General features: G+C 72.4%; 30 protein-coding genes. 15 read left to right on the forward strand and 15 right to left on the reverse strand.

The features are described 5' to 3' along the window. Positions 1-47: 47 nt before the first annotated feature. Together ABZ135_RS10695 and ABZ135_RS10700 are read right to left on the reverse strand one after the other, a co-directional pair. Positions 48-959, reverse strand: a complete 912-nt coding sequence (locus ABZ135_RS10695) for a LysR family transcriptional regulator (protein WP_356694000.1) — start codon at positions 957-959, stop codon at positions 48-50. A gap of 482 nt (positions 960-1441) precedes the next feature. Further along, entirely contained in the window at positions 1442-1990 is a 549-nt protein-coding gene (locus ABZ135_RS10700) for a tetratricopeptide repeat protein (RefSeq protein ID WP_356694002.1), read from the reverse strand. A 97-nt stretch (positions 1991-2087) separates the two neighbouring features. Here ABZ135_RS10700 and ABZ135_RS10705 point away from each other — a divergent pair, with 97 nt between their 5' ends. Then, positions 2088-2891: a hypothetical protein gene (locus ABZ135_RS10705; protein ID WP_356694004.1), complete on the forward strand. Its 804-nt coding sequence runs from the start codon at positions 2088-2090 to the stop codon at positions 2889-2891. Here ABZ135_RS10705 and ABZ135_RS10710 read toward each other — a convergent pair. After that, positions 2872-3423: an isochorismatase family protein gene (locus ABZ135_RS10710; RefSeq protein WP_356694006.1), complete on the reverse strand. Its 552-nt coding sequence runs from the start codon at positions 3421-3423 to the stop codon at positions 2872-2874. The genes ABZ135_RS10705 and ABZ135_RS10710 overlap by 20 nt on opposite strands. Positions 3424-3531: 108 nt before the next feature. Then, positions 3532-4167, reverse strand: coding sequence for a nucleoside/nucleotide kinase family protein (locus ABZ135_RS10715; protein ID WP_356694141.1), 636 nt, complete (start codon positions 4165-4167; stop codon positions 3532-3534). Positions 4168-4408: 241 nt separating this feature from the next. On the opposite strand from ABZ135_RS10715, the gene ABZ135_RS10720 reads away from it, so the two are divergent. The 3 genes from ABZ135_RS10720 (at position 4409) to ABZ135_RS10730 (ending at position 5922) form a co-directional block, all read left to right on the forward strand. After that, positions 4409-4981 (forward strand): GNAT family N-acetyltransferase, encoded by a 573-nt coding sequence (locus ABZ135_RS10720; protein ID WP_356694008.1) that lies wholly within the window; start codon positions 4409-4411, stop codon positions 4979-4981. Positions 4982-5069: 88 nt separating this feature from the next. Next, positions 5070-5480, forward strand: coding sequence for a VOC family protein (locus ABZ135_RS10725; protein WP_356694010.1), 411 nt, complete (start codon positions 5070-5072; stop codon positions 5478-5480). Between the two features lie 88 nt (positions 5481-5568). Further along, on the forward strand, positions 5569-5922 hold the full coding sequence (locus tag ABZ135_RS10730; RefSeq protein ID WP_356694012.1) for a hypothetical protein: 354 nt from the start codon (positions 5569-5571) through the stop codon (positions 5920-5922). A gap of 47 nt (positions 5923-5969) precedes the next feature. Here ABZ135_RS10730 and ABZ135_RS10735 read toward each other — a convergent pair whose 3' ends face one another. The 3 genes from ABZ135_RS10735 to ABZ135_RS10745 are packed head-to-tail and all read right to left on the reverse strand — an operon-like array spanning position 5970 to position 8243. Continuing rightward, positions 5970-6758, reverse strand: coding sequence for an NAD(P)H-binding protein (locus ABZ135_RS10735; protein WP_356694014.1), 789 nt, complete (start codon positions 6756-6758; stop codon positions 5970-5972). A gap of 54 nt (positions 6759-6812) precedes the next feature. Next, the gene (locus ABZ135_RS10740; RefSeq protein ID WP_356694016.1) at positions 6813-7778 is read right to left on the reverse strand and encodes an RNA polymerase sigma-70 factor; all 966 of its coding nucleotides are present in this window, start codon (positions 7776-7778) and stop codon (positions 6813-6815) included. A 30-nt stretch (positions 7779-7808) separates the two neighbouring features. Continuing rightward, positions 7809-8243, reverse strand: a complete 435-nt coding sequence (locus tag ABZ135_RS10745; protein WP_356694018.1) for an ATP-binding protein — start codon at positions 8241-8243, stop codon at positions 7809-7811. A 129-nt stretch (positions 8244-8372) separates the two neighbouring features. Here ABZ135_RS10745 and ABZ135_RS10750 point away from each other — a divergent pair, with 129 nt between their 5' ends. Genes ABZ135_RS10750 through ABZ135_RS10760 form a run of 3 tightly spaced genes read left to right on the forward strand, consistent with a single transcriptional unit; the run spans position 8373 to position 10215 of the window. Beyond that, complete coding sequence (locus tag ABZ135_RS10750; RefSeq protein ID WP_356694020.1) at positions 8373-9200, forward strand: helix-turn-helix transcriptional regulator; 828 nt, start codon at positions 8373-8375, stop codon at positions 9198-9200. Beyond that, the gene (locus ABZ135_RS10755) at positions 9197-9442 is read left to right on the forward strand and encodes a DUF397 domain-containing protein (RefSeq protein ID WP_356694022.1); all 246 of its coding nucleotides are present in this window, start codon (positions 9197-9199) and stop codon (positions 9440-9442) included. Before ABZ135_RS10750 ends, ABZ135_RS10755 begins: the two co-directional genes overlap by 4 nt. A 2-nt stretch (positions 9443-9444) precedes the next feature. After that, complete coding sequence (locus ABZ135_RS10760) at positions 9445-10215, forward strand: SDR family oxidoreductase (protein ID WP_356694024.1); 771 nt, start codon at positions 9445-9447, stop codon at positions 10213-10215. Positions 10216-10227: 12 nt separating this feature from the next. On the opposite strand, the gene ABZ135_RS10765 is transcribed toward ABZ135_RS10760, so the two are convergent. Both ABZ135_RS10765 and ABZ135_RS10770 read right to left on the reverse strand, forming a co-directional pair. Next, positions 10228-10392: a hypothetical protein gene (locus ABZ135_RS10765; RefSeq protein ID WP_356694026.1), complete on the reverse strand. Its 165-nt coding sequence runs from the start codon at positions 10390-10392 to the stop codon at positions 10228-10230. A 17-nt stretch (positions 10393-10409) separates the two neighbouring features. Next, positions 10410-11165 carry a hyaluronoglucosaminidase gene (locus ABZ135_RS10770; RefSeq protein ID WP_356694028.1) on the reverse strand — a complete coding sequence of 252 codons (756 nt, stop codon included), beginning with the start codon at positions 11163-11165 and terminating at the stop codon, positions 10410-10412. 223 nt (positions 11166-11388) lie between these two features. Here ABZ135_RS10770 and ABZ135_RS10775 point away from each other — a divergent pair, with 223 nt between their 5' ends. From ABZ135_RS10775 to ABZ135_RS10790, 4 genes are all read left to right on the forward strand, one after another. Continuing rightward, positions 11389-12882, forward strand: coding sequence for a radical SAM protein (locus ABZ135_RS10775; protein WP_356694030.1), 1494 nt, complete (start codon positions 11389-11391; stop codon positions 12880-12882). 38 nt (positions 12883-12920) lie between these two features. After that, a complete protein-coding gene (leuE, locus tag ABZ135_RS10780; RefSeq protein ID WP_356694032.1) occupies positions 12921-13571 on the forward strand; it encodes a leucine efflux protein LeuE in 651 nt (216 codons plus the stop codon). Positions 13572-13643: 72 nt separating this feature from the next. Next, entirely contained in the window at positions 13644-14453 is an 810-nt protein-coding gene (locus ABZ135_RS10785; protein ID WP_356694034.1) for an alpha/beta fold hydrolase, read from the forward strand. Between the two features lie 23 nt (positions 14454-14476). Next, positions 14477-15352: a helix-turn-helix domain-containing protein gene (locus ABZ135_RS10790; RefSeq protein ID WP_356694036.1), complete on the forward strand. Its 876-nt coding sequence runs from the start codon at positions 14477-14479 to the stop codon at positions 15350-15352. Positions 15353-15441: 89 nt separating this feature from the next. Here the strand turns inward: ABZ135_RS10790 and katG are convergent, their stop codons facing one another. Continuing rightward, on the reverse strand, positions 15442-17676 hold the full coding sequence (gene katG, locus ABZ135_RS10795) for a catalase/peroxidase HPI (RefSeq protein WP_356694038.1): 2235 nt from the start codon (positions 17674-17676) through the stop codon (positions 15442-15444). A 211-nt stretch (positions 17677-17887) separates the two neighbouring features. On the opposite strand from katG, the gene ABZ135_RS10800 reads away from it, so the two are divergent. Continuing rightward, positions 17888-18331 carry a Fur family transcriptional regulator gene (locus ABZ135_RS10800; protein WP_356694040.1) on the forward strand — a complete coding sequence of 148 codons (444 nt, stop codon included), beginning with the start codon at positions 17888-17890 and terminating at the stop codon, positions 18329-18331. Between the two features lie 58 nt (positions 18332-18389). On the opposite strand, the gene msrB is transcribed toward ABZ135_RS10800, so the two are convergent. The 4 genes from msrB to ABZ135_RS10820 all read right to left on the reverse strand — a co-directional run bounded on the left by msrB (position 18390) and on the right by ABZ135_RS10820 (position 21718). Further along, a complete protein-coding gene (msrB, locus tag ABZ135_RS10805; RefSeq protein ID WP_356694042.1) occupies positions 18390-18797 on the reverse strand; it encodes a peptide-methionine (R)-S-oxide reductase MsrB in 408 nt (135 codons plus the stop codon). A gap of 20 nt (positions 18798-18817) precedes the next feature. Further along, positions 18818-20227 carry a UDP-N-acetylmuramate--L-alanine ligase gene (murC, locus tag ABZ135_RS10810; protein WP_356694044.1) on the reverse strand — a complete coding sequence of 470 codons (1410 nt, stop codon included), beginning with the start codon at positions 20225-20227 and terminating at the stop codon, positions 18818-18820. Between the two features lie 113 nt (positions 20228-20340). Further along, positions 20341-20814, reverse strand: a complete 474-nt coding sequence (locus tag ABZ135_RS10815) for an indole-3-glycerol phosphate synthase (protein ID WP_356694046.1) — start codon at positions 20812-20814, stop codon at positions 20341-20343. Between the two features lie 106 nt (positions 20815-20920). Beyond that, positions 20921-21718 carry a pyrimidine reductase family protein gene (locus tag ABZ135_RS10820; RefSeq protein WP_356694048.1) on the reverse strand — a complete coding sequence of 266 codons (798 nt, stop codon included), beginning with the start codon at positions 21716-21718 and terminating at the stop codon, positions 20921-20923. A 51-nt stretch (positions 21719-21769) separates the two neighbouring features. On the opposite strand from ABZ135_RS10820, the gene zapE reads away from it, so the two are divergent. The 3 genes from zapE (at position 21770) to ABZ135_RS10835 (ending at position 24828) form a co-directional block, all read left to right on the forward strand. Next, a complete protein-coding gene (gene zapE / locus ABZ135_RS10825; RefSeq protein ID WP_356694143.1) occupies positions 21770-22852 on the forward strand; it encodes a cell division protein ZapE in 1083 nt (360 codons plus the stop codon). 34 nt (positions 22853-22886) lie between these two features. Then, the gene (locus ABZ135_RS10830; RefSeq protein ID WP_356694050.1) at positions 22887-23315 is read left to right on the forward strand and encodes an OsmC family protein; all 429 of its coding nucleotides are present in this window, start codon (positions 22887-22889) and stop codon (positions 23313-23315) included. A 130-nt stretch (positions 23316-23445) separates the two neighbouring features. Further along, a complete protein-coding gene (locus tag ABZ135_RS10835) occupies positions 23446-24828 on the forward strand; it encodes an alkaline phosphatase PhoX (RefSeq protein ID WP_356694052.1) in 1383 nt (460 codons plus the stop codon). An 87-nt stretch (positions 24829-24915) separates the two neighbouring features. On the opposite strand, the gene ABZ135_RS10840 is transcribed toward ABZ135_RS10835, so the two are convergent. Beyond that, positions 24916-25857: an oxidoreductase gene (locus tag ABZ135_RS10840; RefSeq protein WP_356694054.1), complete on the reverse strand. Its 942-nt coding sequence runs from the start codon at positions 25855-25857 to the stop codon at positions 24916-24918. Between the last annotated feature and the right edge of the window lie 65 nt (positions 25858-25922).

Genomic DNA, 25922 nt, shown 5'->3' on the forward strand with positions numbered 1-25922 from the left:
TCCTCGCCGTCGCCGCCGTCGCCGCCCTCGCGGCCGTTCCCGCCAGCCTAGCGACCGGCCTCCGGGAGGGTGGTGAGCCGGCGGACCAACTCGGCCACCGGCCCGACCGGTTCGCCGCCCGCGTGGAGCAGTTCCGTGCGGTGTACGAGGCGGGGCGCGGCCAGCGGCACCAGGGCGCCTGCGCCCGGGCCCCCGGCCGCGACCCCGGCCGCGACCCCGGCCGAGGCGGGCAGCAGCGCGAGTCCGTGGCCCGCGGCGGCGAGGGCCGCGACGGTACGGACGTCGGTGCCCTCGCAGCGCAGGGCCGCGCGGAAGCCGGACCCGGCCGGGCCGCCGTGCGCCGCGCGCAGCCGGTCGAGCGGGATGCCGGCGTCGGGGGCGTCCAGCCAGCGGGCGTCCACGAGGTCGGCGAGGTCGAGGCCGGCGCGGCAGGCGAGCGGGTGGTCGGCGGGCAGGACGACGGCGAGGGGTTCCTCGGCGACCCGCCGGGCGGTCAGCGGGGCGACGTCGGGGAGCCGCAACGGGTCGCTGGGCGCGGCGACACCGTCGACGAGCCCGAGATCGGCCGCTCCGGTCGCGACGGCGGCGGGAACCTCGTCACGCGGCAGCACCCGCAGGGTGACGCCGGTGGCGGGCAGGACGGCGAGGGGACGGGGGTGGAGGGCGAGCGGCGAGGCGACCAGGGTGAGCGTCTCGCGGGGCGGGGCGGCGAACCGGGCGAGGTCGGCACGGGCCGCGTCGAGCCGCAGCAGCAGCGAACCGGCGTGTTCGAGCAGCCGCTCACCGGCCGGGGTGGGGGCGACGGGCCTGCGGGTGAGCAGCGGCAGCCCGAGGTCGCCCTCCAGGGCGGCGATGTGCTGCGAGACGGCGGACTGGGTGTACCCGAGGGCGCGGGCCGCTTCCGAGAAGGAGCCCAGCCGGGCCACGGCGACGTACGTACGGAGGAGGTGGGGGTCCATGCGGGGCGGCTCGCGTTCCGGGCGGGGGCGGGGGCAGGGCGGGGGCGTTGGACGAACGGGGTGGGGTCGGCGGGACGGCGGGACGGCGGGCCCGGGCCGGTGGGCCCCGGTCGGCGGACCAGCGGGGCCAGGCCCGGGTAGGCGGACCCGGGACGGCGGGGCGGTGGGTCCGGGTCGGCGGACCGGCGGGGCTGCGGGGCTGCGGGGCTGCGTGCCAGGCTCGGCGGGGCCGGGACGACGGGCCAGCAGGTCAAGCTCGGCACCCCGGGTTGGCGGGTCGACGGGCCCCGGTCTGCGGTCCCCAATCGGCAGGTCTGTGGCCCGGGTCGGCAGACCCCGGTCGTCAGACCCCGGCCGTCAAACCCCGGTCGTCAAACCCCGGTCGTCAGACCCCAGGCGTCAGACCCCCGTCGGCCCGCAGCGTGAAGGGGCCGGGGGCCGACGGCCACGGCGGGCCGGGCCGGCCCCGTTCAGGTCGCGGCTCAGGAGCCGTCAGGGCTGGTCAGCAGATCCTTCGCGTAGTGGGCGAGGGAGCGGTTGTAGCGGGGCAGCAGCGGCGCGAGGGCGCCCAGGGCGAGGGACACGGCTTCCCGGTCGCGGCCGGTGTCGGCGAGGGCGAGCGCGAGGAAGGCGTCGACGGCGGCGGACAGCGCGGCCTCGTCGGCGTCGAGCCGGTCGGCGGGAACGGCCCGTTCCTCCATGAGCAGTTCGACGCTCCGGTCCGGCCGGCCGAGGTTGCGCAGGCTGCTGGCGAGCTGGATGACGGCCCGGCGGCGGCGCAGGCCGGTCAGTCCGCCGTCCAGGGCCCGCTGGTAGAACCGTACGGCCTGCTCGGGCTCCCCGGTGGAGTCGTGGGCGGCACCCCGTTCGAAGAGGCCGACCGGGTCGTCGGCGGGGCGCTCGTCGACGAGCTCCGCGATCCGGGCGCGGAACTCGGCCGGGTCCTCGTACGTGTCGAGCTCGGCCCAGAGGGCGGCGAGGCGCCGCTCCCAGTCCTCGACGGGGCGGTCCTCGTGGTCGCTGGTGGTCATGGCGGCACCCTATCCCCGGACGTCATAAGCATTCGTGATGCAGCGTGCAGTCTTCATCGTTGGACGTGAACGAGCGGGCCGGCCAAGGATGGTCGGCATGAACACCCACAGCCACCCGACCGCACCCCTGCCCTCCCAGTCCTCCCCACCCTCCCCCTCCCGCGTTCCCCGGATCGCCCTGGTCGGCGACCGTTCCCCGCACGTGAAGTCGCACGTCCGCATCCCGATGCTGCTCGACGCGCTCGGCGCGCACGACGGGCTCGTCCTCGACGCGTACTGGATCCCGAGCGGCGACGCGGAGGAGCCGGGCGCGGTGCGGGGCTTCGACGCCGTGTGGCTGATCCCCGGCAGCCCGTACGCCAGCGAGGCGGGCGCGCTCGCCGCGGTCCGCACCGCCCGCGAGGACGGGATCCCGTTCCTCGGCACGTGTGCGGGCTTCCAGCACGCGCTGATCGAGTACGCCCGGGATGTGTGCGGCCTGACCCGGGCCGCGCACGCCGAGAACGACCCGGCGGCCGACACCGGCGATCTGCTGATCGCGCCGCTCGCCTGCTCGCTCGTCGGGCACGAGGGCGCGGTGCGGGTGACGCCCGGCTCGCTGGCCGCCTCCGTCCTCGGCGCCGAGCGGTCGACCGAGCGCTACCACTGCAACTACGGCCCCGACAGCCGCCATCTGGACACCCTGCGAGCGCACGGGATGCGGTTCACGGGCGAGGACGAGGACGGGCAGGTACGGATCCTGGAGCTGCCGGACCATCCGTTCTTCATGGCGACCCTCTTCCAGCCGGAACTGGCGGGCGACGGCACCCGGCCGCACCCGATCGTCCGGGCGCTGGCCCGGGCCGCGGCGACGCACGCGGCGGCGGCCGCGCAGGCGGCCGTCACGCTGCCGGTGGGCTGAAGTCCACCTCCGCGCCCGGCAGGACGCGGACGGACCGCCCCGGGAAGTCGAGGTGGCGGAAGATCTCGTTGTGGTGGGCGACGGAGGCGTCGGGCGCCGCGTAGGGGCCGGTCGCGTCCCGTACGGAGGTGGTGTGGCCGTCGGCGACGAGCACGAGGTCGTAGCGGCGGCTGAGGGCCTGACGGGCTGTGGTGTCGACGCAGATCTCGGTCGCGAAACCGGTGATGACGAGTTCCGTGACGCCGAGGGCCCGGAGGGTGGCGTCCAGGTCGGTGTCGAGGAAGCTGTCGGCGCTGGTCTTGGCGATGACCGGCTCGCCCTCGGCGGGCGCGAGCCGGGGCACGATCCGCCACCCGTCGCTGCCGGGTTCCAGTCCGCCGCCCTGGTGCTGCACGGTGACGACGGGGACGCCGACGGCCCGGGCGCGGGCGCGGAGGGCGGCGATGACGGCGATGGTGTCGTCGGCCCGGTGGGCGAGGTCGGCGAGGGCGTTCTGCATGTCGATGACGAGAAGCGCCGGCGCGTGGGTCATGGCCCCACGCTAGCGGCCGGCAGAGCCCCTCCCGGAGCTGGGGGCCGGGGCCGGGAGCCGGGGGCCGGGGGCCGGTGCTGGGCCGGGCCGACCCGTCCCGCCCCCGCCTCAGCTCATCCGTACGACAAGGTCCGCGCGGTCCCTTCCCCGCGCCACCACACGGGCGTTGGCCTCGTCGGAGTCGGTGACCCAGCGTTCGGCGTGGGCCGGGGCCTTGCCGAAATGGACGTGGCGGGCGACGAGCCGGGGGACGCGGTGGCGGTCGTCGAGGTCCAGGTACCAGACCTCGTCGAGCAGGGGGCGGACGGCGGCCCAGGGGCCCTCGTCGTGGAGCAGGTAGTTGCCCTCGGTGATCACCAGGGGGACGTCGGGCGGGACGGGGATCGAGCCGGCGACGGGTTCCTCCAGGGCGCGGTCGAAGGCGGGGGCGTAGACGGTGACGCCGGGTTCGGGGGCGCGGAGGCGGGCGAGCAGGGCGGCGTACCCGGCCGCGTCGAAGGTGTCCGGCGCGCCCTTGCGGTCGGCGCGGCCGAGCCGTTCGAGTTCGGCCTGGGCGAGGTGGAAACCGTCCATGGGTACGAGGACGGCGAGCCCGTCCAGCCGGTCGGCCAGCCGCTCCGCGAGCGTGGACTTCCCGGCGCCCGGCGGCCCGGCGATCCCCAGCACCCGCCGCTGCCCGCCGGCCCCATGCCCCCGCCGCCCACCGCCCGCGAGCTCCCGGGCCCGCCCGACCAGACCTTCCATGTCCCGCGCGTCCATGCGGGGCATTGTCGCACCGGGACGCGCACCCGCACCGGCCCCCGAACCGGCCCCCGGACCCGGACCCGCGCCAAGCACCCGCACCCGCACCGACCCCCGAACCCGTGCCGGGAAGCCGCGCCGGGAAGCCGACCCCGCTCCCCTCCCCCCACCGGACCCGCACCGGAAAGCCCCCCCCCCCCCGAGCTCGGTGGTCCGCCCCCCTCCCCCGTGCCATCGTGGTGTCATGACCATCGAAGTCCGCCCCGCCTCGGTCTTCGAGGACGTCCGCGCCGTCATCGGCCCGAAGTCGCCGACGGCCAACGTCTGCTGGTGTCTGAGCTACCGGATCCCGTCCAAGGACAACCGCGAGCTCGTCGGCCCGGCCCGGGGCGAGTTCGTCGCCAGGCTGTGCCGGGCCGAGATCCCGCCGGGGGTGCTCGCCTACGACGGTGACGAGCCGGTCGGCTGGGCCGCCGTCGCACCGCGCGCGGAGACGACCTTCGCGCGCAACCGGAAGATCCCGCACGTCGACGACCTGCCCGTCTGGTCGCTGTGGTGCGTCCGCGTCCGGCCGGGCCACCGGAAGCAGGGTGTCTCGCACGCCCTGATCGCCGGCGCCGTCGAGTTCGCGCGGGCGCACGGCGCCCCGGCCGTCGAGGCGTATCCGCTCGACAACGGCGACGCGCGGGTCGATCTGACCATGGCGTACGCGGGGCTCCGGAAGAACTTCGAGCGCGCCGGGTTCGTCCACATCGCCGACACCACGTCCGTGCTCGCGGGCCATCCCCGCGTCCTGATGCGTCTCGACCTGCGCTGACGGGGCCGGCACGCCGCCCCGCCGCCCGCCCTCATCCCCTCCGACGCCGGGTTGGCATGGCGGCCGTCATACGTATTACGTTGATTCCATGACCTCCCCCTCCCCCTCCACCCTCGCTCTCGTCACGCTCGTCGTCCGCGGCTACGACGAGGCCGTGGACTTCTACACCCGCGCCCTCGGCTTTGAACTGGTCGAGGACACCGACCGGGGCGACGGCAGCCGCTGGGTCGTCGTACGGCCCCGGGGCGCCGCGCACGGGACCGGGCTGCTGCTCGCCCGGGCCAAGAACGAGGCGGAGGCGGCGGCCGTCGGCGCGCAGACCGGCGGTCGCGTGGGGTTCTTCCTCCACACCGACGACTTCGGCCGCGACCACGCCCGGATGACCGCCGCCGGGGTGCGGTTCCTGGAGGAGCCGCGCCACGAGCCGTACGGCTCGGTCGCCGTCTTCGAGGACCTGTACGGCAACCGCTGGGACCTGCTCCAGCCCGCCGGGGCGTGACCGGGCGGGAAACTCCGTGGCCCCGTCCCCGGCACCCCGGTAACGTCCCCGCTCCCACCTCCGCATCCGTACGAGAGAGAGCGAAGCCATGACCAGCCGCCGCGCGACCACCACCCTCTGGCGCCCCACGGGCCCCGAGGAGCTGGAGCTCGTGCGCGGGCTCGAGTGGCGGGCGTGGCCGCCGCGGCTGCCCGAGCAGCCGATCTTCTACCCGGTCCTCAACGAGGACTACGCGGTCCGGATCGCCCGGGACTGGAACGTCCCGCACAGCGGCGTCGGTTACGTGACCCGCTTCGAGGTCGACACGGAGTTCCTGGCCCGCTATCCCGTCCGTCAGGCCGGAGGCGAGACCATCCTGGAGCTGTGGGTGCCGGCCGAGGAGCTCGATGAGTTCAACGCCCACATCGTGGGCACGATCGAGGTCGTCCACGAGTTCCGCTGAACGAGTTCCGCTGAGCGAGTTCCGCCGAGCACCCGGGGGCTCGGACCTCACACGTCACGCCCCCCACGGCGGCGGGCCGCGAGGAACTCCTCGAAGGTCACACGCCCGTCCGCCCCTTGCGGCGCCAGGTGCCCGCCCTCGCGGAAGCCCCGGTACGCCTTCCCCGCGAGCGGCACGTTCAGCAGGGCGCGGCGCCGGCCGCCGGCACGCAGATAGGCGCGGGCCAGCTCGGGCAGCGGACGGACCGCCGGGCCGCCCATGTCGGGGACGCGGCCCGCGGGTGCGCCGAGGGCCAGCTCGCAGAGCCGGTCGGCGACCTCGGAGACCTCGACCGGCTGGTCGCTGACGCCCGCCGGGAGCAGCATGACGGGCAGTTTCGCCGCTCCTTCCAGGACTTGGAGGACGAGGTCGTGGAACTGGGTCGTCCGCAGGATCGTCCAGCCGAGCCCCGACTCCTCGACGATCCGCTCGACGGCGCGCTTGGCCCGGTAGTAGCCGAGGGGCACGCGGTCGACGCCGACGATGGAGATGTAGACCAGGTGCCGCACCCCTGCCCGGCGGGCCGCGGCGACCAGGTGCCGGGCCGCCCGCTCGTCGCCGCCGCGCGGGGTGCTGGCGCAGTGCACGACGGTGTCCACGCCCGCGAGGGCCTCGTCGAGTCCGGGCCCGCCCTCGCGCAGGTCGACGGCGTACGGCTGGGAGCGCCGGCTGAGCACCCGGACCCGCACCCGCGCCTCCTCGCGCCCCTCGCCGCTGCCGCCCCCGTACGCGCGCAGCCGCTCCGTGACGAGCCGGCCGAGGGTGCCGGTGCCGCCGGTCACCAGGATCGTGGTCATCGCAGTCGCCTTCCTCTTCTTCTTAATGCCGACAGCAAGAGGACCGGCGAGGGCTCAGGAATGTGACAGGGCGGCGAACTGCCGCTCCGCGAACAGCAACTTGTCCGGGTTCATCACCGCCCGCACGCCGACGACGGCACCCTCCCGCACCTCGAAGGACGCCACCGCGATCAGCCGGCCCGCCGCGTGGGCCACGAGGGCCGGGGCGCCGTTGACCTCGGCGGCGATCAGGTCGGCGCCGCTCAGGCCGGCGGGCCGCCGCAGGACGCCGGCGAGGAAGCGCAGGACCTTGTCCCGGCCGAAGAGCGGCCGGAGGGCGGCGGTGACCTTGCCGCCGCCGTCGCTCCACCAGACGACGTCCTCGGCGAGGATCCGCTCCAGGCCCGCGAGATCGCCCTCGCGGGCGGCCGCGACGAACGACTCGACGAGCGCGCCCCACCGCTCCTCCGACGGCGGTACGAAGCGGGGCTCGTCCTCCGCCACGCGGCGCACCGCCCTGCGGTAGAGCTGGCGGCAGTTGGCCTCGCCGAGGTCGAGCACCCCGGCGATCTCCCGGTGGCCGTAGCCGAACGCCTCACGCAGCACGTACACGGCCCGCTCGGTCGGCGTGAGCCGTTCGAGGAGGACGAGCAGCGCCGTCGACACGGAGTCGCGCAGCTCGGCGGACTCCAGGGGGCCGAGCCCGCCCGGCTCCCCGTCCCGGCCCGTCCCGGTGAACACGGGTTCCGGCAGCCACGGCCCCGGATACTCCTCGCGCCGCGCGCGGGCGGAGGTGAGCCGGGTGAGGCAGAGGTTGGTGACGACCTTCGCGAGCCAGGCCCCGGGCCGCTCGATCACGGCCCGGTCCGCCCCGCGCCACCGCAGATAGGCGTCCTGGACGACGTCCTCCGCCTCGTCGGCGGACCCCAGCATGCGGTAGGCGAGGCCGAACATCCGGCCCCGGTGGGAGAGGAACTCCTCCGTCCAGAAGGGCTCGGCGGCGGCCTGACCGTCGGAGGAGGGCAGCGCGTGCGACGTCACATCCGGAAGAATCCCACACCACCGCCGTCGCTAGAGGAGGTCGAGTTCGGCGCGGACCGTCTTGCCGACGGGGAGGCGGTCCAGGGTCTCCCAGCGGGAGGCGAGGGCGTCGACGAGGAGGAGGCCGCGACCGGCCTCCGAGAGGAGCGCCGACGGGGAGAGGGCGGGGCGGCGTTCGGTGCGGGTGTCGGAGACGTCGATACGGAGGCGGCACCCCGGCTCGTACGCGAGGGTCAGCTCGAAGTCCCGGCCCGGGACGCGCCCGTGGGTGACGGCGTTCGCGGCGAGTTCGGCGACGATCTGGGCGGCGGTGTCGGAGGGGGCGCTGCCGTGCGGGACTCCCCAGCGGTCGAGCTGGTGGAGGGCGAGCCGGCGGGCGAGGCGGGCACCGCGCGGGGTGGAGCTGAAGCGCTGGGTGAACACACGTACGGTAACCGGCTCTTGGCGGGTCTGCGAGGGAGTCATGGGGCCAATGTGGCGGCGCGCGGGGCGGTCCCCCAGGTCAGAAACTCGTACGCTCCGTAAGCGTACGGGTGCGAAGGGTGGACAGTACTCATCACGGCCCGTGACCATACGGCGTGGGAGGTGGACGTGATGACGACGGACGACAACACGGAACCGGAGACCTCGGACAGCCTGAAGGCGTTCGGGGAGGTGCTCAAGGCGTTCCGCAGGCGGGCGCGGCTCACTCAGGAGGAGTTCGCGCCCCAGGTGGGGTACTCGGTGGAGACGGTCTCCTCCGTGGAGCAGGGCCGGCGGTTCCCTTCGCCGAAGCTCGTGGACAGGTCGGAGGAGGTCCTGGACGCGTTCGGGGCGATCAAGGGGGCGGCGAAGCATCTGTCGCGTGAGCCGGGGCTCGCGAACTGGTTTCGGCGGTGGGCGGCGCTGGAGAGGAACGCGCTGTGCCTCTACACGTACGAGAGTCGGCTCATTCCCGGTCTGCTCCAGATCGAGCCGTACGCGCGGACGCTCTTCGAGGAGCAATTGCCGCCGATGGGCGACGCCGAGATCGAGGAGAACCTCGTCGCCCGCATGAAGCGGCAGAAGTTGCTCACCGAGCGCCCCAACACCTCGTACAGCTTCATCATCGAGGAGCACGCGCTGCGGCGGGAGACGGGCGGGCCGGAGGTCCATCGGGCGCAGATCGAGCACATCCTGCGGATGTCCGAGCAGCGCAACATCGAGATCCAGGTGATGGAGCAGAGCAGGTGCCATCACGCGGGGCTCGACGGGCCCATGCAGTTACTGGAGACGCCCGAGAACCGCTGGTACGGGTACGTCGAGGGCCAGCGAGCCGGTCTGCTCATCTCCGACGCGAAAGACGTCGGCATCCTCCAGATGCGGTATGCCAGGATGCGGTCACAGGCTCTTACTCTGGAAGACTCCCAGAGCCTGTTGCGGCAGATGCGAGGAGCGACATGAGCACCACAGACCTGGCCTGGTTCAAGAGCAGCTACAGCAGCGGCGGAAGCGGCGACTGCGTCGAAGTGGCGCTTTCCTGGCACAAGTCCAGCTACAGCAGCGGCGGCGACGGCGACTGCGTCGAGGTCGCCGCCTGCCCCAGCACCGTGCACGTGCGCGACTCCAAGCGACCCGAGGACGCGCAGCTCGCCCTCGCGCCCGCCGCCTGGGGTGCGTTCGTGACGACCTGCAAGCAGCAGTAGTCGTGGCCTATCTGGACGACCTGTTCTCCCTCGCCGGCCGCACCGCCCTCGTCACCGGGGGCAGTTCCGGCATCGGGAAGGCCATCGCCCGCGCGCTCGCCCGGGCGGGGGCGTCCGTCGTCATCGTCGCGCGGCGGGAGGCGGAGCTGAAGACCGCCGTCGACGAGCTGACCGAACTCGGCGGCACCGCCGCCTGGGTGAGCGGGGACCTCTCCACCCGTGAGGGCATACGGGCCGCGGCCGAGGCGGCCGCCGCCGTGTACGGGGAGCCGGACATCCTCGTCAACTCGGCCGGGATCAACCTGCGTCCGCCGCTGCCGGAGCTCACCGACGACGTGTGGGACCGCACGATGGCCGTGAACCTGGAGGCGCCGTTCCTCCTCGGCCAGCGATTCGGGCCCGGCATGGCCGAGCGGGGCTTCGGGCGGATCATCCACGTCACCTCGCAGCAGGCGCACCGGGCGTTCGTGCAGTCCGGCGCGTACGGGGTGTCGAAGGGCGCGCTCGAGTCCCTGGCCCGCTCGCAGGCGGAGGCGTGGTCGCCGTACGGGGTCACCGTGAACACCCTCGTCCCGGGCTTCGTGATGACCCCGCTGAACGTCCGGCTCTCCTCCGACCCGGCCCGGGTCGCGGAGCTCGCCGCCCGCACGATGACCGGGCGGAACGGGCTCGCCGAGGACTTCGAGGGGGCGGCCGTCTTCCTGGCGAGCCGGGCCTCCGCGTACGTCACGGGGCAGGCGATCTTCGTGGACGGCGGCCTGTCCGTCCACTGAGACCACTCGCGGTCACGGCCGCGGTTCCTCCTCCTCACGGGGCAGTGCCGCGGCCAGCCGGGCCTTCAGCTCGGCGTTCTCGGCCTCCAGGGCGTGGATCCGCTTCCGGGCGAAGTAGAGCTCGACCACGGCGTCCTGGAACTCGCCGACCAGCTCTTCGGGCGTGAGCTGCACCATCGTTTCTCCTCCCTTCCCTAGACCAGGGCGATCCGGCGGGGCGTGCCGCCGCTCTCGCGCCACCACAGGTCGCCGTCCTGGGAGTAGAGGACACCGCCGCCGGTGGCGGAGACGGTCCCGGTGGGCGGCGTCGTCACGTTGCCGATCTCGACGGTGCCCTCGACGAGGAGGCCCGGCTTGTCCGTGCGCTGCACGATGTGGACCTGGGCGCGCGGGTTGGCGCCGCGGTCGACGCCGATGCCGATGAGGCCGTTGCCCTCGACGGTGAGGTCCTCGCGGCCGGCGTTGTTGCGGAGGACCAGCAGGGCGCCGGTGGTCGGGCCCGTGGTCGCCGTGACGAAAATGCCCTGGGAGGCGGTGCCCGCGGTCTGGAGGTCGATGGAGAGGGCGGAGGCGCCGGCGTCGGAGCCGTCGGCGTAACCGACGTGGGCGATCTTGAGGGTGCCCCGGTCGGTGCGCTCCGTGCCCCGCAGGTACATGGCGGAGGTGGTGGGGTTCTTGGAGACGACGTTGAGGGCGGAGCCGGGGCCCTCGGTCGCCTCCAGGACGACGGTCGCCGCGTTGCCGGTGGTGTTGGCCGACTTGACGTACAGGCCCTCGCCGGGCGCCGCCGCGTAGTACCGCGGGGCGGTGACCTGACCCTGGGCGACGACCGGACCGGTGAAGGTCGTGGTCTCCCCCGCCGCCTCGGCCTCGGTCGCCGTCGCTCCGACGGCGACGGTCACGGCCCCCGCCGTGAATCCGCCCATGAACAGCCTTCTCGTGACGGCCATGTGCCCCACCCCTTGATCGTTCGGCTCGATGAGGGCGCCATTGTGCCAGGGCGGGTCCGCGGTCTGTCTTGATCGTTTCCCTCTGGCCGAATGGAATCGTACCGTCCGGTTTCGGCCGCCACGCTGGCCGATTGGTGCCTGGTACAGCAACTTCCCGCATGCAACCGTTCATGATCCGTCCGTGCGGCCCGTCCGCTTCGCTCTGCCTGTGCCAGGTGATGAAATGACGTTGAAGGTCCTGCTCGCGAACGCCCCCAACCCCACGGCCAACAGGAACGCCTCGAACTACGCCTGTTATCCGCACATCGGGATCGTCCAGCTCGCCACGGCCACCCGCGACGCCCTGGGCGACCGGGTCGACATCCGCGTCGTCGACGGCGGCATCAGCAATACCGAGACCGTGCGGCAGGCCGTCCGGGACTACGCGCCCGATGTCGTGGGGATCAGCGCGCTGACCCCGACCTACTCGGAGGCCCTGAAGATCGCCGAGACCGCGAAGGCCGGCGGGGCGAAGGTCGTCCTCGGCGACGATCACGCGATCTTCTTTCCCGAGATGATCCTCCGCAACAGGCCGCAGATCGACTACGTGATAGCCAACGACGGCGGCGAGATACCGTTCGTGCAACTGGTCCGCGCTCTGGTCGACGGCGCCGACGTGTCGGAGGTGTCCTCGCTCGCCTACCGGAAGGACGGCCGGATCCACGTCAATCCGGCACCGAAATACGCGCTCGCCCTGCGCAACACCATTCCGGACCTTTCCTTCATCGACGACGTCCTCGACGTCTATGCCGACAATTACCGTGAGCAGTTCGGCCATCTCCACGGCCACACGGTGCGGCCCGTGACGGTGAACAACGCGCGCGGCTGCGAGAACGGCCACAAGCGCTGCACGTACTGCTCCATCGCCGATCTGACGGTCAACACCGGTGATCCGCGCGGTTTCTGGACGGCGATCGACCAGTACAACCGCGAGCACGGCATCAACCTGTTCTTCGAGGTCTACGACAGCTTCACCGCCAGCCCCCGCTATGTGGACGCCCTCATCGACGCCATGCCGCCGCACCTGAAGCGCCGTATCGACCACGGTGAACTGCAGGTCATGGTCTACGCGCGCGCCCTCGGCCTGACCAAGCGCAACAACGTCGACAAGCTCCGGCGCCTCGGCGTCACCCGCGCCAACATCGGCCTGGACGCCGCCGACCCCGAGATGCTGGAGGCCCAGCGGAAGAACAAGACGACGGGCGAGACCAACCTCGAAGCCATCCGCATGCTCAACAAGGCGGGGATCTCCGTCCACGCCTCGTACATCGCCGGCGCGCCGGGAGAGCGGCCGGAGACGCTGGACCGCACCATCGCGGGAATCCGGCAGATGCTGGGCGAGGTCGAGCTCTCCTCGGTCGAGTTCTCGCGCTTTATTCCGTTGCCGAACAGCCCGGCCTGGGATCTCCTGGTCGACTACGAGCGGCCGAATTTCTTCAAGAGCAGTGCCGAGATCGACAGCTACCTGGCCGCTCTCGGAATCACGGTGACACGGGAGGACCGGGAGGAGATGTTCGCCAGGTTCGGTGATCAGGACCTGCTCGACATCGACGAGCTGGGAGCCTTCTGGGCGGACAACTTCACCCACATCAGTGAGAAGTACGCCCTGGAGCGCATCGGCGAGGTGGACGAGATGGTGAGCGCGCACAACGTGCGTACGGGAAACAACGTCGGTTAGCGGCGAACCCGCCGGGGTTCCAGGAGGAAGGTGCCGGAATGCTGGGAGTCGAGAACCTGCTCACGTACACCCTGGGCGCTCTGCTGATCATTCTGCTGCCGGGGCCGAGTTCCCTCTTCACGCTCTCGGTCGCCGCGCGGCTCGGGGTGAGGGCCGGATACCGTGCCGCGGCCGGGGTGTTCCTGGGTGAGACGCTGCTCATGACGGCGACGGCGGCCGGCCTCGCCTCCCTGCTCCAGACGAACGATCTGCTGTTCGCCATCGTGAAGTACGCCGGCGCCGGCTATCTCACCTGGATCGCCGTGGGCATGATCCGGGCGGCCTGGGCGATGTGGCGGCGCCGGCAGGAGAAGAGCGAGACGGACGCCCCGGAGCCGTCAACGGCTCCGGGGCGGCTGTTCCGGCGCTCCTTGCTGATCACCGTCCTCAACCCGAAGGCGATCCTCTTCTTCATCTCGTTCTTCGTGCAGTTCGTCGACCCCGACTACGCCCACCCGGGCCTGTCGTTCGTGCTGCTCGCCCTCGTCTACCAGGTCATCAGCGTCGCGTACGTGACCGCGCTGATCCTCGGCGGCACGTATCTCGCCGCGCAGTTCCGCCGCCGCCGGAAGCTCTCGGCCGGGCTGACGACGGGGGCGGGGGCGCTGTTCCTCGGCTTCGCGGCGAAGCTGGCCACGACGAGCAACTGACTGATCGTTTCGTCGCCCCGTGACGACATTTGTACAAGACCGAGGGCCGGCAGCCCGGACATCCTCCCGTGCATGGATCTCTTCGGCAGTAGGCGATTGCACGGGATGCACGTGGTCCACGACGGCCCGCGGGAGGCGCCGCCGCTCGTGCTCATCCACGGATCGGGGGCCGCGGGCAGCTCCTGGGGCCCGGTGGTGCCGGCACTGGCCGGCCGGTATCACGTCATCCGGATCGACCTCCCGGGCCACGGTCAGTCCCCGCCCGCGCCGTCGTACGACGTGCCCGCGCAGGCGGCCGGCCTGGCCGCGGCGCTCGATGAACTGGGCCTTCGTGCGGTCACCGTGGCCGGGCACTCCAGCGGCGGATACATCGCCACAGCCCTCGCCGAACAGCGCCCGGACCTGGTGGGATCGCTCGCACTCATCAGCAGTGGACCGAGTCCCGACGCGCTCCTTCCACAGCCCGCCTTCCTCCGGGTCCTGATCGGACCGCCGCTCGGCCCGCTGGTATGGAGAATCCGTTCCGACGCGATGCTCCGCCGGGGGGTGACCGCGGTGTGCCAGCGCCCGGTGGACGTCCCGGACGACCTGATCGCCGACGTACGGGGCATCGGTTACCGCACGTTCAGGACGGTGCTGCGCCACAACAGCGCGTACATCGCCGAGAGGAGCCTCCCCGCGCGCCTGACCGCACTCGACGTCCCTGTTCTGGTGATCTTCGGCGCCGCCGACCCCCGCTGGGACCCGGCTTCGGCGCACCACTACGACACGGTGCCGAACGCGCGCGTCGAGCTGTTGCCCGACGTCGGGCACTTCCCCATGCTCGAAGCACCGGAGACGACCGGCGAGTTGCTGCTGCACTTCGCAGCGACGGCCCGCTGACGCCCCTCGCCTACCCTGGTGCTGTGAAGCCCACCGAACCACCACTCGACTGGACGTCGGTGGAGGTCGCCGTGCCCCGACAGCCGGTCCGGCTGCCGGGGGTCGGCTTGGCCGGGTTCCGGCAACGCGGCCCGGCGCACGTGGAGATCACCATGGTCGCGCACCCCTCGGTCACCCTGTTCGTGGATCTGAGCAACGAGAACAGCCTGGTCCACGACACCCGCGGCGGGCGCGCATGCGGCAGCGCGGTCGTCGGACTGGCACCCGGCGACCTTCGCTTCGGATGCCGGGCGGCCGGAGGGATCGAGTGCCTCCAGATCCGGTTGTCACCGGTCCTGGCGGCTGCGGTGCTCGGCGCGTCGACCGACCTCGGCGGGGCGGCGGTGGTCTCCCTGGAGGACGTCTGGGGCCGCGAGGCCGGGCGAGTCGAGGAAAGGCTGCGGGCCGCCACGTCGTGGGACGAGCGATTCACGATCGCGCTCGATGCCCTCGGCCGACGGATGGGCGCGCGCCCGTCGCCTGATCCCGAGGTGGCCGCCGCCTGGGAGATGATGCTCACCCGTCGGGGACGGGTGCGCGTCGACAGCCTGGCGAACGAGGTGGGATGGAGCCGCAAGCGCCTGTGGTCCCGCTTCCGTTCCCAGATCGGCGTCACCCCCAAGCATGCCGCCCGGCTGGTGCGCTTCGACCACGCCGCCCATCTCCTCGCGGCGGGTAACGCCGCCGCCCAGGTGGCGGCCGTGAGCGGCTACGTCGACCAGGCCCACCTCCACCGCGAGGTCAGAGCCTTCACCGGGGTGACACCTGCCGGCGTAGCCGCTGCGCCGTGGCTCGCGGTCGATGACGTCGCGTGGCCGGCCTCGTTCGCGGACCGGAGCGCTCGGTCGGACTCGTTCTGAAACGACCGGTATAAGGGAGGGCCCCGGCGGAAAACCGCCGGGGCCCTGTCTCACTCAGTCCGATCAGGCGACCTGATCAGGCGACCCGATCAGACGAGGTCGAACCGGTCCAGGTCCATGACCTTGCTCCAGGCCGCGACGAAGTCCTTCGCGAACTTCTCCTTGGCGTCGTCGGAGGCGTACACCTCGGCGAGCGCGCGCAGCTCGGAGTTCGAGCCGAAGACCAGGTCGGCGCGGGTGCCCGTCCACTTGACCTCGCCGGTGGCCGCGTCGCGGCCCTCGAACGTGGTCTGGTCGGCGGAGGTCGACTTCCAGGTCGTGCCGAGGTCGAGCAGGTTGACGAAGAAGTCGTTCGTCAGCTTGCCCGGGGTCTCGGTGAAGACGCCGAGGGAGGTCTGCGGCTGGGTCACGCCCAGGGCGCGCAGGCCGCCGACGAGGACCGTGGTCTCCGGGGCGGAGAGGGTCAGCAGGTTCGCCTTGTCGAGCAGCAGGTACTCGGCGGGGAGGCGCTGGCCCTTGCCCACGTAGTTGCGGAAACCGTCCGCGGCCGGCTCCAGGGCGGCGAAGGACTCGACGTCCGTCTGCTCCTGGGAGGCGTCCACGCGGCCGGCCGTGAACGGGACCTCGATGTCGAGGCCGGCGTCCTTGGCCGCCTTCTCGACGGCCGCGGTGCCCGCGAGGACGACGAGGTCGGCGAGGGAGACCTGCTTGCCGCCGGTCTGGGCGGAGTTGAAGGACTCCTGGATGCCCTCCAGGACGCGCAGCACCTGGGCGAGCTCGTCCGGGTTGTTGACCTCCCAGTTGCGCTGCGGCTCCAGGCGGATGCGGCCGCCGTTGGCGCCGCCGCGCTTGTCGCTGCCGCGGAAGGAGGAGGCGGCGGCCCAGGCGGCGGAGACCAACTGGGTGACCGTGAGGTCCGAGCCGAGGATCCGCTCCTTGAGGGAGGCGATGTCGGCGTCGTCGATCAGCTCGTACGAACGGGCCGGCAGCGGGTCCTGCCACAGCAGGACCTCGGAGGGGACCTCCGGGCCGAGGTAGCGGACGACCGGGCCGAGGTCACGGTGGGTCAGCTTGTACCAGGCGCGGGCGAAGGCGTCCTCGAACTGCTCCGGGTTCTCGTAGAAGCGGCGCGAGATCTGCTCGTAGACCGGGTCGAAGCGCAGCGACAGGTCGGTGGTGAGCATCGTCGGGCGGTGCTTCTTCTCCGGGTCGTGGGCGTCCGGGATGATCTCCGGGGCGTCCTTGGCGACCCACTGGTGGGCGCCGGCCGGGCTCTTGGTGAGCTCGTAGTCGTACTCGAAGAGGTGCTTGAAGAAGTCGTGGCCCCACTTGGCCGGGGTGGTGGTCCAGGTGACCTCGAGGCCGGAGGTGATCGCGTCGGCGCCCTTGCCGGTGCCGTACGAGTTCTTCCAGCCGAGGCCCTGCTGCTCCAGCGGGGCGGCCTCGGGGTCGGCGCCGACGTTGTCGGCCGGGCCGGCACCGTGGGCCTTGCCGAAGGTGTGGCCACCGGCGATGAGGGCGACGGTCTCCTCGTCGTTCATCGCCATCCGGCGGAAGGTCTCGCGGATGTCTCGGGCCGCGGCGATCGGGTCCGGGTTGCCGTTGGGGCCCTCCGGGTTGACGTAGATGAGGCCCATCTGCACGGCGCCGAGCGGGCTCTCCAGCTCGCGGTCGCCGCTGTAGCGCTCGTCACCGCCGAGCCAGGTGGTCTCGGGGCCCCAGTAGACGTCCTCCTCGGCCTCCCAGACGTCCTCGCGGCCGCCGGCGAAGCCGAAGGTCTTGAAGCCCATCGTCTCCAGGGCGACGTTGCCGGTGAGGATCATGAGGTCGGCCCAGGAGATGCTCTGGCCGTACTTCTTCTTGACCGGCCACAGCAGACGGCGGGCCTTGTCGAGGTTGCCGTTGTCCGGCCAACTGTTCAGCGGGGCGAAGCGCTGCTGGCCGGCGCCCGCGCCGCCGCGGCCGTCGCTGATGCGGTAGGTGCCGGCGCTGTGCCAGGCCATGCGGATCATCAGCGGGCCGTAGTTGCCGAAGTCGGCCGGCCACCAGTCCTGCGAGGTGGTGAGCACCTCGGCGATGTCCCGCTTCACGGCCGCGAGGTCGAGCGCCTTGAACGCCTCGGCGTAGTCGAAGTCCTCACCGAGGGGGTTCGCCACGGCGGGGTTCTTGGCGAGGATCTTCAGGTTCAGCCGCTCCGGCCACCACTGGCGGTTGCCGCCGCCCTGGGTGGGGTGCGGGGCGCGGTCGTGCGCGACCGGGCAGCCCCCGACCCCCTTCGCCGCCTCGTCTTCGGTGACCAGCGGATCGTGATTCTGCTCAGACATCGGGTCTTCCTTCCGAACCATTCGGATCGCGAGCTCGGGTACTGACTGCCGAGGCGCCGGTGTGGGTATCGGTGTGGCCGGTGCACACCCTCTTGGCTACTGCTGGAGTAGATCCTATGGTGGACTCAGTCCAAGTCAATACGACGGTCAGACCGACCCGAGCTCTTCATGGCCGATTCGTTCTGATGTCGCGGTGCAAGGCTGGGTGACCATGAGCAACCTGCTGGAACGGCTTCGCCGACGCGGCTGGCGGATGACCGCCCAGCGCCGCGTGGTCGCCGAGGTCCTCGACGGCGAGCACATCCACCTGACGGCGGACGAGGTGCTGGCGCGCGCGACGGAGCGGCTGCCGGAGATCTCCCGCGCCACGGTCTACAACACGCTGGGCGAGCTGGTCTCGCTGGGCGAGGTGATCGAGGTCTCCAGCGTGGGCCGCGCCAAGCGCTACGACCCGAACGCCCACCGCGCCCACCAGCACCTGGTCTGCGCGGGCTGCGGCACGGTCCGCGACGTCCACCCGGAGGGCGACCCGATGGTCGGCCTGCCGGAGACGGAGCGCTTCGGCTTCACGGTGACGGGCGTGGAGATCACGTACCGGGGGCTGTGCCCGGTGTGCGGGGCGGCGGCGCCGGAGGAGGCCCCCGGGAACGACTGAGCCGGCCCGCGCGGACGCGCGGGCCGGCTCGGGTCCGGTGGAGGGGGTGCCTCGGGGCTCAGCTCTCGTCGGGCTCGAGCCGCAGCGAGATCGAGTTGATGCAGTAGCGCTGGTCCGTCGGGGTCGGGTAGCCCTCGCCCTCGAAGACATGGCCCAGGTGGGAGCCGCAGCGGGCGCAGCGGACCTCGGTGCGGATCATGCCGTGGGAGGTGTCGGCGACCAGTTCGACCGCGTCGCTGTCCTTCGGGTCGTAGAAGGACGGCCAGCCGCAGTGCGACTCGAACTTCTCGTTCGACGTGAAGAGCTCCGCTCCGCAGGCGCGGCAGGAGTAGACGCCCTTCGTCTTGGTGTCCGTGTACTCACCGCGGAAGGCGGGCTCCGTGCCGGCGAGGCGGAGCACCTGGTACTCCGCCGGGGTCAGCTCGGCCTGCCATTCCTCGTCGGTCTTCTCGACCTCGTACGCCATGAGCTCGCTCCCTGCCTTCCCTACCGCTCGAGCCGGCCCGGCCGGCCGAGCCGGTCCAGGATCTTCGGGCCCAGGTCGGTGACGTCGCCCGCGCCCATGGTCAGAACCATGTCGCCGGGCTTGGTCATTCCCGCGATCACCTCCGGCACCGCCTCCTTGTCGTGGACGGCGGTGACGTCGGCGCCGGCGGCGCGGGCCGCGGCGATGATCAGCTCGCTGGTGACGCCGGGGATCGGGTCCTCGCGGGCCGGGTAGATGTCCAGGACCACGGAGGCGTCGGCGAGCGCGAGGGCCTCGCCCATCTCCCGGCCCAGCTCCTGGGTGCGGGAGAAGAGGTGCGGCTGGAAGACGACGAGGAGGCGGGCGGCCCCGGCGGCGCCGCGCATGGCCTCCAGGTCGGCGGTCATCTCCGTGGGGTGGTGGGCGTACGAGTCGATGACCTGGACCTCCGCGGCCTCCCCCTTCAACTGGAGGCGGCGGCCGACGCCGGTGTAGGCGGTCAGCGCCCGGGCCAGCTCGGCCGGGTCGATGCCGACGCGGGAGCCGGCGGCGAGGGCGGCGGCGGCGTTGTGGGCGTAGTGGCGGCCGGGCACGGAGACGGTGAAGGTGTGCTCGGTGCCGTCGAGGGCGACGGTGACCTCGCTCTTCATCCCGTTCGGGACGATCTTCAGGATGCGGGCGTCGGAGTCCTCGGACTCGCCGACCGTGAGCACGGTGAGGCCCTCGCGCCCGGCGACGCGGCGGGCCAGTTCGCGGGCGCCCGCATGCTCGCCGACGACGAGGGTGCCGCCGGGGCGGATCTTGGCGGCGAACGCCTCGAAGGACTCGTAGATCTCGTCCATCGACGCGTAGTTCGCGTGGTGGTCCAGCTCGACGTTGAGGACGATGGCGACCTCGGGGTCGTACTTCTGGAAGCTGCGGTCGCTCTCGTCCGCCTCCGCGACGAAGATCCGGCCGTCGCCGTGCCGCGCGTTGGTGCCGGGGCCGGCGAGGTCGCCGCCGATGGCGTACGAGGGGTCGAGACCGAGCTCGGTGAGGGCCACGGCCAGCATGGAGGTGGTCGTCGTCTTCCCGTGCGTGCCGGCGACGGCGATCGCGCCGAGACCGTCCATGAGGGAGGCGAGCGCGTCGGAGCGGTGGACGACCGGGATGCCGAGCTCGGCGGCGCGGGCCAGCTCGGGGTTGTCGGCGCGGATGGCGCTGGAGACGACGACGGCGGTGGCGTCGTCGGCGAGGTGCGCGGCGGCATGACCGATGTGCACGGTGGCGCCCAGGGCGCGCAGGGACGCGGCGGTCGCCGACTCCTTGGCGTCACTGCCGGCGACCTTGGCGCCGCGCTGGGCGAGGATCTTCGCGATGCCCGACATTCCGGCACCGCCGATGCCGATGAAGTGCGGCCGTTCCATGGCGGCAGGGATGGCGGGTGCCATGCGGTTCTCTCCCCGGAGTACGTGCGGATGCTGCGGCGAACTGTCGCGCTCCAGCCTAGTGGCTGGGGGCGGCCGGCCCGGGCGGGCGCCCGGGCCGGCCGGCCGTGGACCGGCTACTCCTCGCTGTGGGCGAACAGCTTCAGGACCGGGACGCCGACCTTGTGGCGGGCCCGGGACGCCCAGTCGCGGTGGAAGAACTCCTCCACGTAGTGGGGGGCGGTGAGGACGATCACCTCGTCGGCGTCGACCTCGTCGACCACGGACTTCATCTTGTCCAGGGGGTGGTCCTCGACCACCTGTCCGACCGCCTCGCAGCCCGCGTCTCTCAGCGCCTGGAGGGAGCGCTCCAGGGCCTGCTCGGCGAGCGGCCGCGCCTCCTTGCCCTCCGGCTCTTCGCCCTCGCGGGCCGCTTCCCTCAGTTCGCCCATGGCGACGTCGTCGATGGCGCGCAGCAGTACATCGGCCTGGTCACCGCGCGGCTGCATCAGAACGATGAAGGAAACGCCCTCGTCGCCGTGCAGGGTGGTGACGAAATCCACGTCGACGGACGTCAGGGGCTTCTCGATCATCAGAACGCTTGTGAACACCTCAGGAGCCCTTCTGCGGAAACCATCCTTCCCCGTGCCCGCACGGGGACTGCGAGAGTAAGTGTGCCCAGCGGACGCTAAGCGGAACGACAAATTCCGCCGATTGTCAGATCCGACGGTAGCGGGTGAAGAGGAAGCCGTCCTGCTCCAGCACCGACGCCACGGCGAAGCGTTTCGGAACCTCCACGGAGGGCCCGCCCGCGATCCGCTGCGCACCGCCCGCGGTCATGGTCGGCGAGACCGTCAGACACAGCTCGTCGAGCACCCCCGCGGCCACGAACTGCCCGAGCAGACGGGGCCCGCCCTCGGTGAGCTGCCGCCGCAGACCGCGCTCGGCGAGCGCCGCCACCGCCCGCTCCGGCTCGACCCCCGGACCGTCGCCGGCGATCACCACCTCCGCGCCCGCCCGCTCGGCCTCCGCCCGCCGCTCGGGGGACGACGCGGCTCCGGTCAGGACGAGGGTCGGCACCAGCGGCTCGGTGAAAAGCGGAAGCGAGAAATCCAGGTCCAGCGAGGCCGTCACGACGGCGATCACCGGCGCCGGCCCCTGCCCCGCCGCCGCCCGGCGGGCCGCGAACGCCTCCCGCGCCCGCGCCGGACGGTAGCCCTCCAGACGTACGGTCTCGGCGCCGACGACGACCACGTCGGCCAGGGCCCGCAGGGTCCCGAAGATCCGCATGTCGGCCTCGGAGGACAGCGGCTGCGAGCGGCCGTCGTGCTGGCCCGCCCCGTCGAGCGAGGAGACCATGTTGGCGCGCAGCCAGGGCGCGGAGGCCGCCTCCGCCGGATACGCGTAGGCGTCGGCGAGCTCGTCGAGGGACCACTCCCTGTCCGAGGCGGCCGTGGTGTCGGGGGCCGGCGTGCCGGCGGCTGTCATGTCCGTCACAGGGAACAGGCGTCGCATCCCCGCAGTCTGACATGGCGCTTACAGTGGGGAACTGTGTCGACCCGTGCCATGACCGAAGCGGCGGCTTCCACCGAAGCGGCCCCGCTCTCGCTGTGCTCCCGAGAGCCCCACGTCCCCGCCGACCGTCTTGTGGCGGAGATGGTGCCGCCGCCCCGGTTCGACTCGGTGCGCTTCGACACGTACATCCCGGACCCGCACCAGCCGAGCCAGATCGAAGCCGTCAAGATCCTCAGCGGCTTCGCCGAGGGCCTCGGCGGCGCCCACGCCTCCGGCGCGGGCAGGCGCCGCTGGTTCTCCAGGGCCCCGAAGAAGTCCGCCGCTCCGGCCGGACCCCGCGGGATCTACCTCGACGGCGGCTACGGCGTCGGCAAGACCCACCTGCTGGCCTCGCTGTGGCACGCCACCCCCGCCGAGCCCGCGCTCAAGGCGTTCGGCACGTTCGTGGAGCTGACCAACCTGGTGGGCGCCCTCGGCTTCCAGCAGACCGTGCAGACCCTCAGCGGGCACCGGCTCCTGTGCATCGACGAATTCGAGCTCGACGACCCGGGCGACACGGTCCTGGTCTCCACCCTGCTCGGCAAGCTGGTCGACGCGGGCGTGGCGCTCGCCGCCACCTCCAACACCCTGCCCGGCAAGCTCGGCGAGGGCCGGTTCGCCGCCGCCGACTTCCTGCGCGAGATCCAGGGCCTGTCGGCGCACTTCCGGCCGCTGCGGATCGACGGCGAGGACTACCGCCACCGCGGCCTGCCGGAGGCCCCCGCGCCGTACGCCGACGAGGTCGTCGCGAAGGCCGCGTACGCCACGCCCGGCGCCTCGCTCGACGACTTCCCGCACCTGCTCGAACACCTGGCCAGGGTGCACCCGAGCCGGTACGGGGCGCTCACCGACGACCTGACGGCGGTCTGTCTGACCGACGTCCAGCCCGTCCCCGACCAGTCGACCGCGCTGCGGCTCGTCGTCCTCGCCGACCGGCTCTACGACCGGGAGATCCCGGTCCTCGCCTCCGGGATGCCCTTCGACAAGCTGTTCAGCGACGAGATGCTGAACGGCGGGTACAAGAAGAAGTACTTCCGGGCGATCTCGCGGCTCACCGCGCTGGCGCGGGACGCGAAGGGACTCGTGGCGCAGTAGCTTGGGGGCCATACCCGATCGAAAGGGATCCACCATGGCCGCTACGCGTACCGCCCGCAACGTCTGGGAGGGCGACCTGTTCAAGGGGTCGGGCGTCGTGTCGCTCGACTCCTCCGGCATCGGCTCGTACCCGGTGTCCTGGCCGGCCCGCACCGAGGAGCCGAACGGGGTGACCAGCCCCGAGGAGCTGATCGCCGCCGCGCACTCCTCCTGCTACAACATGGCGTTCTCCAACGTCCTCGCGAAGAACGACACCCCGCCGACCCGCCTGGAGACCACGGCCGAGGTCACCTTCGTGCCCGGCAAGGGCATCACGGGCAGCCACCTCACCGTGCGCGGGACGGTGCCGGGACTGGACGCGGAGGAGTTCCGGCGGCTGGCCCAGGAGGGCGAGAAGAACTGCCCGGTGAGCCAGGCACTGGCGGGGACGACGATCACGCTCGACGCCGAGCTGACCTCCTGATCCCTTCCGTCACTTGAGGCAACGTGGACCCGCATGGTTCACGTGTCACCACCGTGCGTGATACACCATGCGGGTTACACGTCACACCACGTACTTCAGTCCTGTCCGCCAGCAGGAAGTGGGTTGCCTCATGTCCGCAACACGACGTCAGATCCTCGCCCGTACCGGCGCGTCCGTCGCCGGCATCGCCTTCACCGGCGCCGTCTCCGAACTCTTCGCCGGCAGCGCCGCCGCCTCGCCCCTCGGGGGTCACGCCGGCTACGGCCCGCTGATCCCCGACCCGGCCGGGCTGCTCGACCTCCCGGCCGGCTTCTCCTACAAGGTCCTCTCCCGGCAAGGGGACACCCTGCGCTCCGGCGAGGGTCCCGTCCCCGGCAACCACGACGGCATGGGTGCCTTCACCGGCCGTCGCGGCCGGATCCACCTGATACGGAATCACGAGAACCGGGCCACCGCCAGGTTGGGCGTCCCGACCGTCGCGGGCCTCACCTACGACCCGGCGGCCAAGGGCGGCTGCACGGTCCTCACCCTCGACGGGCGGAACAACGTCCTGGACGAGCGGGTCGGCGTCGCCGGAACCGCCGTCAACTGCGCGGGCGGGCCGACCCCTTGGGGCACCTGGCTCACCTGCGAGGAGACCGAGGACAAGGCGGGGACGAACGGCTACACCAAGGACCACGGCTTCGTCTTCGAGGTCGACGGGGCCGACCCGCGCCGCACCGGCGCCGTACCGCTCACCGCCATGGGCCGTTTCCAGCACGAGGCGGTCGCCGTCGACCCGAAGAGCGGCATCGTGTACGAGACGGAGGACGCCTTCCAGCATCCCTTCGGGCTCTTCTACCGCTTCCTGCCGAACAAGCCGCTCGGCGGCACCGGTTCGCTGCGCGCGGGCGGCGCCCTGGAGGCGATGCGGGTGCCGGGCGTGCCGGACCTGTCGGTGGTCCAGGAGACGGGCGCCTGCTTCGAGGGCGTGGAGTGGGTGCCGGTGCCGGACCCGCAGGCGGTCGAGACCCCCATCAGACTCCAGGACTTCGGTCCGAAGGGCATCACCCACGCCCAGAAGCTGGAGGGCTGCTACTGGGGCGGGCACGGCGACGGCCCGGGGGCCGTGTACTTCGTGTCGTCGTTCGCCCGCACCAAGGACGGCTCCGGGGCGACCCACTTCGGGCAGGTGTGGAGGTACGAGCCGCACCGGCGCCGGCTCACCCTCGTCGTGGTCTTCGGCCCGAGCACCGACATCCAGCTCCCCGGCGAGTCGCCGGACAACATCTGTCTCGCGCCGACCGGCGGCCTGATGGTCTGCGAGGACGGGGACGGCGGACAGCACGTCTACGGCGTCAGCCGGAAGGGCGAGGTGTACGCGGTGGCGCGCGGCGCGCAGAACATAGGGACACGGGAGGCCCCGGAGTGGGGCGAGTTCGCGGGCGTGACGTTCTCCCCGGACGGTTCGACCATGTACGTGAACTGCTACACGCCGGGGACGACGTTCGCGGTGACGGGCCCTTGGCGCTGAGCAGCCCGGCGCCGGCGGTGAGGCTGCTCATGGCGCCGGGCGTGGTGCCGGACCGGGTGCCGGGCGTGGCGCCGGATCCGGTGCCGGTCAGCCCCGCGTCTCGTACCGCACACCGGTGAGGGTCTCGGACAGTTCCCACAGGCGGCGGCCGGTCTCCGGATCGGCCGCCGCCGGTGCGAGCGCCACCCGGGTCGGCGCGCCGCGCAGCTCGCCCCGGCCGTCCGGTCCGATGAACGCGCCGCCCTCGGCGTCCGGAGCCGTCGCCGCGTAGAGCTGGGGCAGCGCCCCGGTCTGCGGGGCCTGGGCGAGCAGCGGGCCGAGGACGCGGCCGAAGACCAGCCGGACGAGGGCGACGGGCGTGTCGTTCTGGAGGTTGGTGGCCGTGTAGCCGGGGTGGGCGAGGAGGCTGCGCACGGGGCTGCCGGCCGCCGTCAGGCGCTGGTGGAGCTGGTGCCCGAAGACGGCGTTGGCCAGCTTGGACCGGTTGTAGGCCCCCATGGGCGCGTAGCGGCGGACGCTGTCTCCGTCCTCCAGGGCGTCGAGGTCGATCCGGCCCTTGCGGTGCTGGAGCGAGCTGACGGTGACGATCCGGGCGTCGCGGCCGGCGGCCAGGCGGTCGAGCAGGAGCCCGGTGAGCGCGAAGTGGCCGAGGTGATTGACGGCGAACTGGAGCTCATGGCCCTGCGCGCTGAGGGTGCGGGGCGGGGCCATCACCCCGGCGTTGTTGACCAGCACGTCGACGTGCTCGTGGTCGGCGCGCAGCTTTCCGGCGAAGTCCCGTACGGAGTCGAGGTCGGCCAGGTCGAGCCGCCGCACGTCGAGGCGGGCGCCGGGCACCTCGCGGGCTATGCCGTGGGCCGCATCGCGTCCCTTGCGCTCGTCGCGGACGGCGAGGACGACGTGCCCGCCGTGCCGGGCGAGCTCGCGGGTGGTGGCGAGGCCGAGGCCGCTGTTGGCGCCGGTGACGACGAAGACGCGGCCGGTGAGGTCGGGGATGCGGTCGGCGTTCCAGGGTGAGGGTCGAGTCATGTGACACACGCTGCCGCGCGTGTCACTCGGTGTCAAGCACTTCTCCGAGTGACAGAGCCGGGCTA

It is taken from the genome of Streptomyces sp. NPDC006339, from assembly GCF_040612775.1.
Taxonomy (GTDB): Bacteria; Actinomycetota; Actinomycetes; order Streptomycetales; family Streptomycetaceae; genus Streptomyces.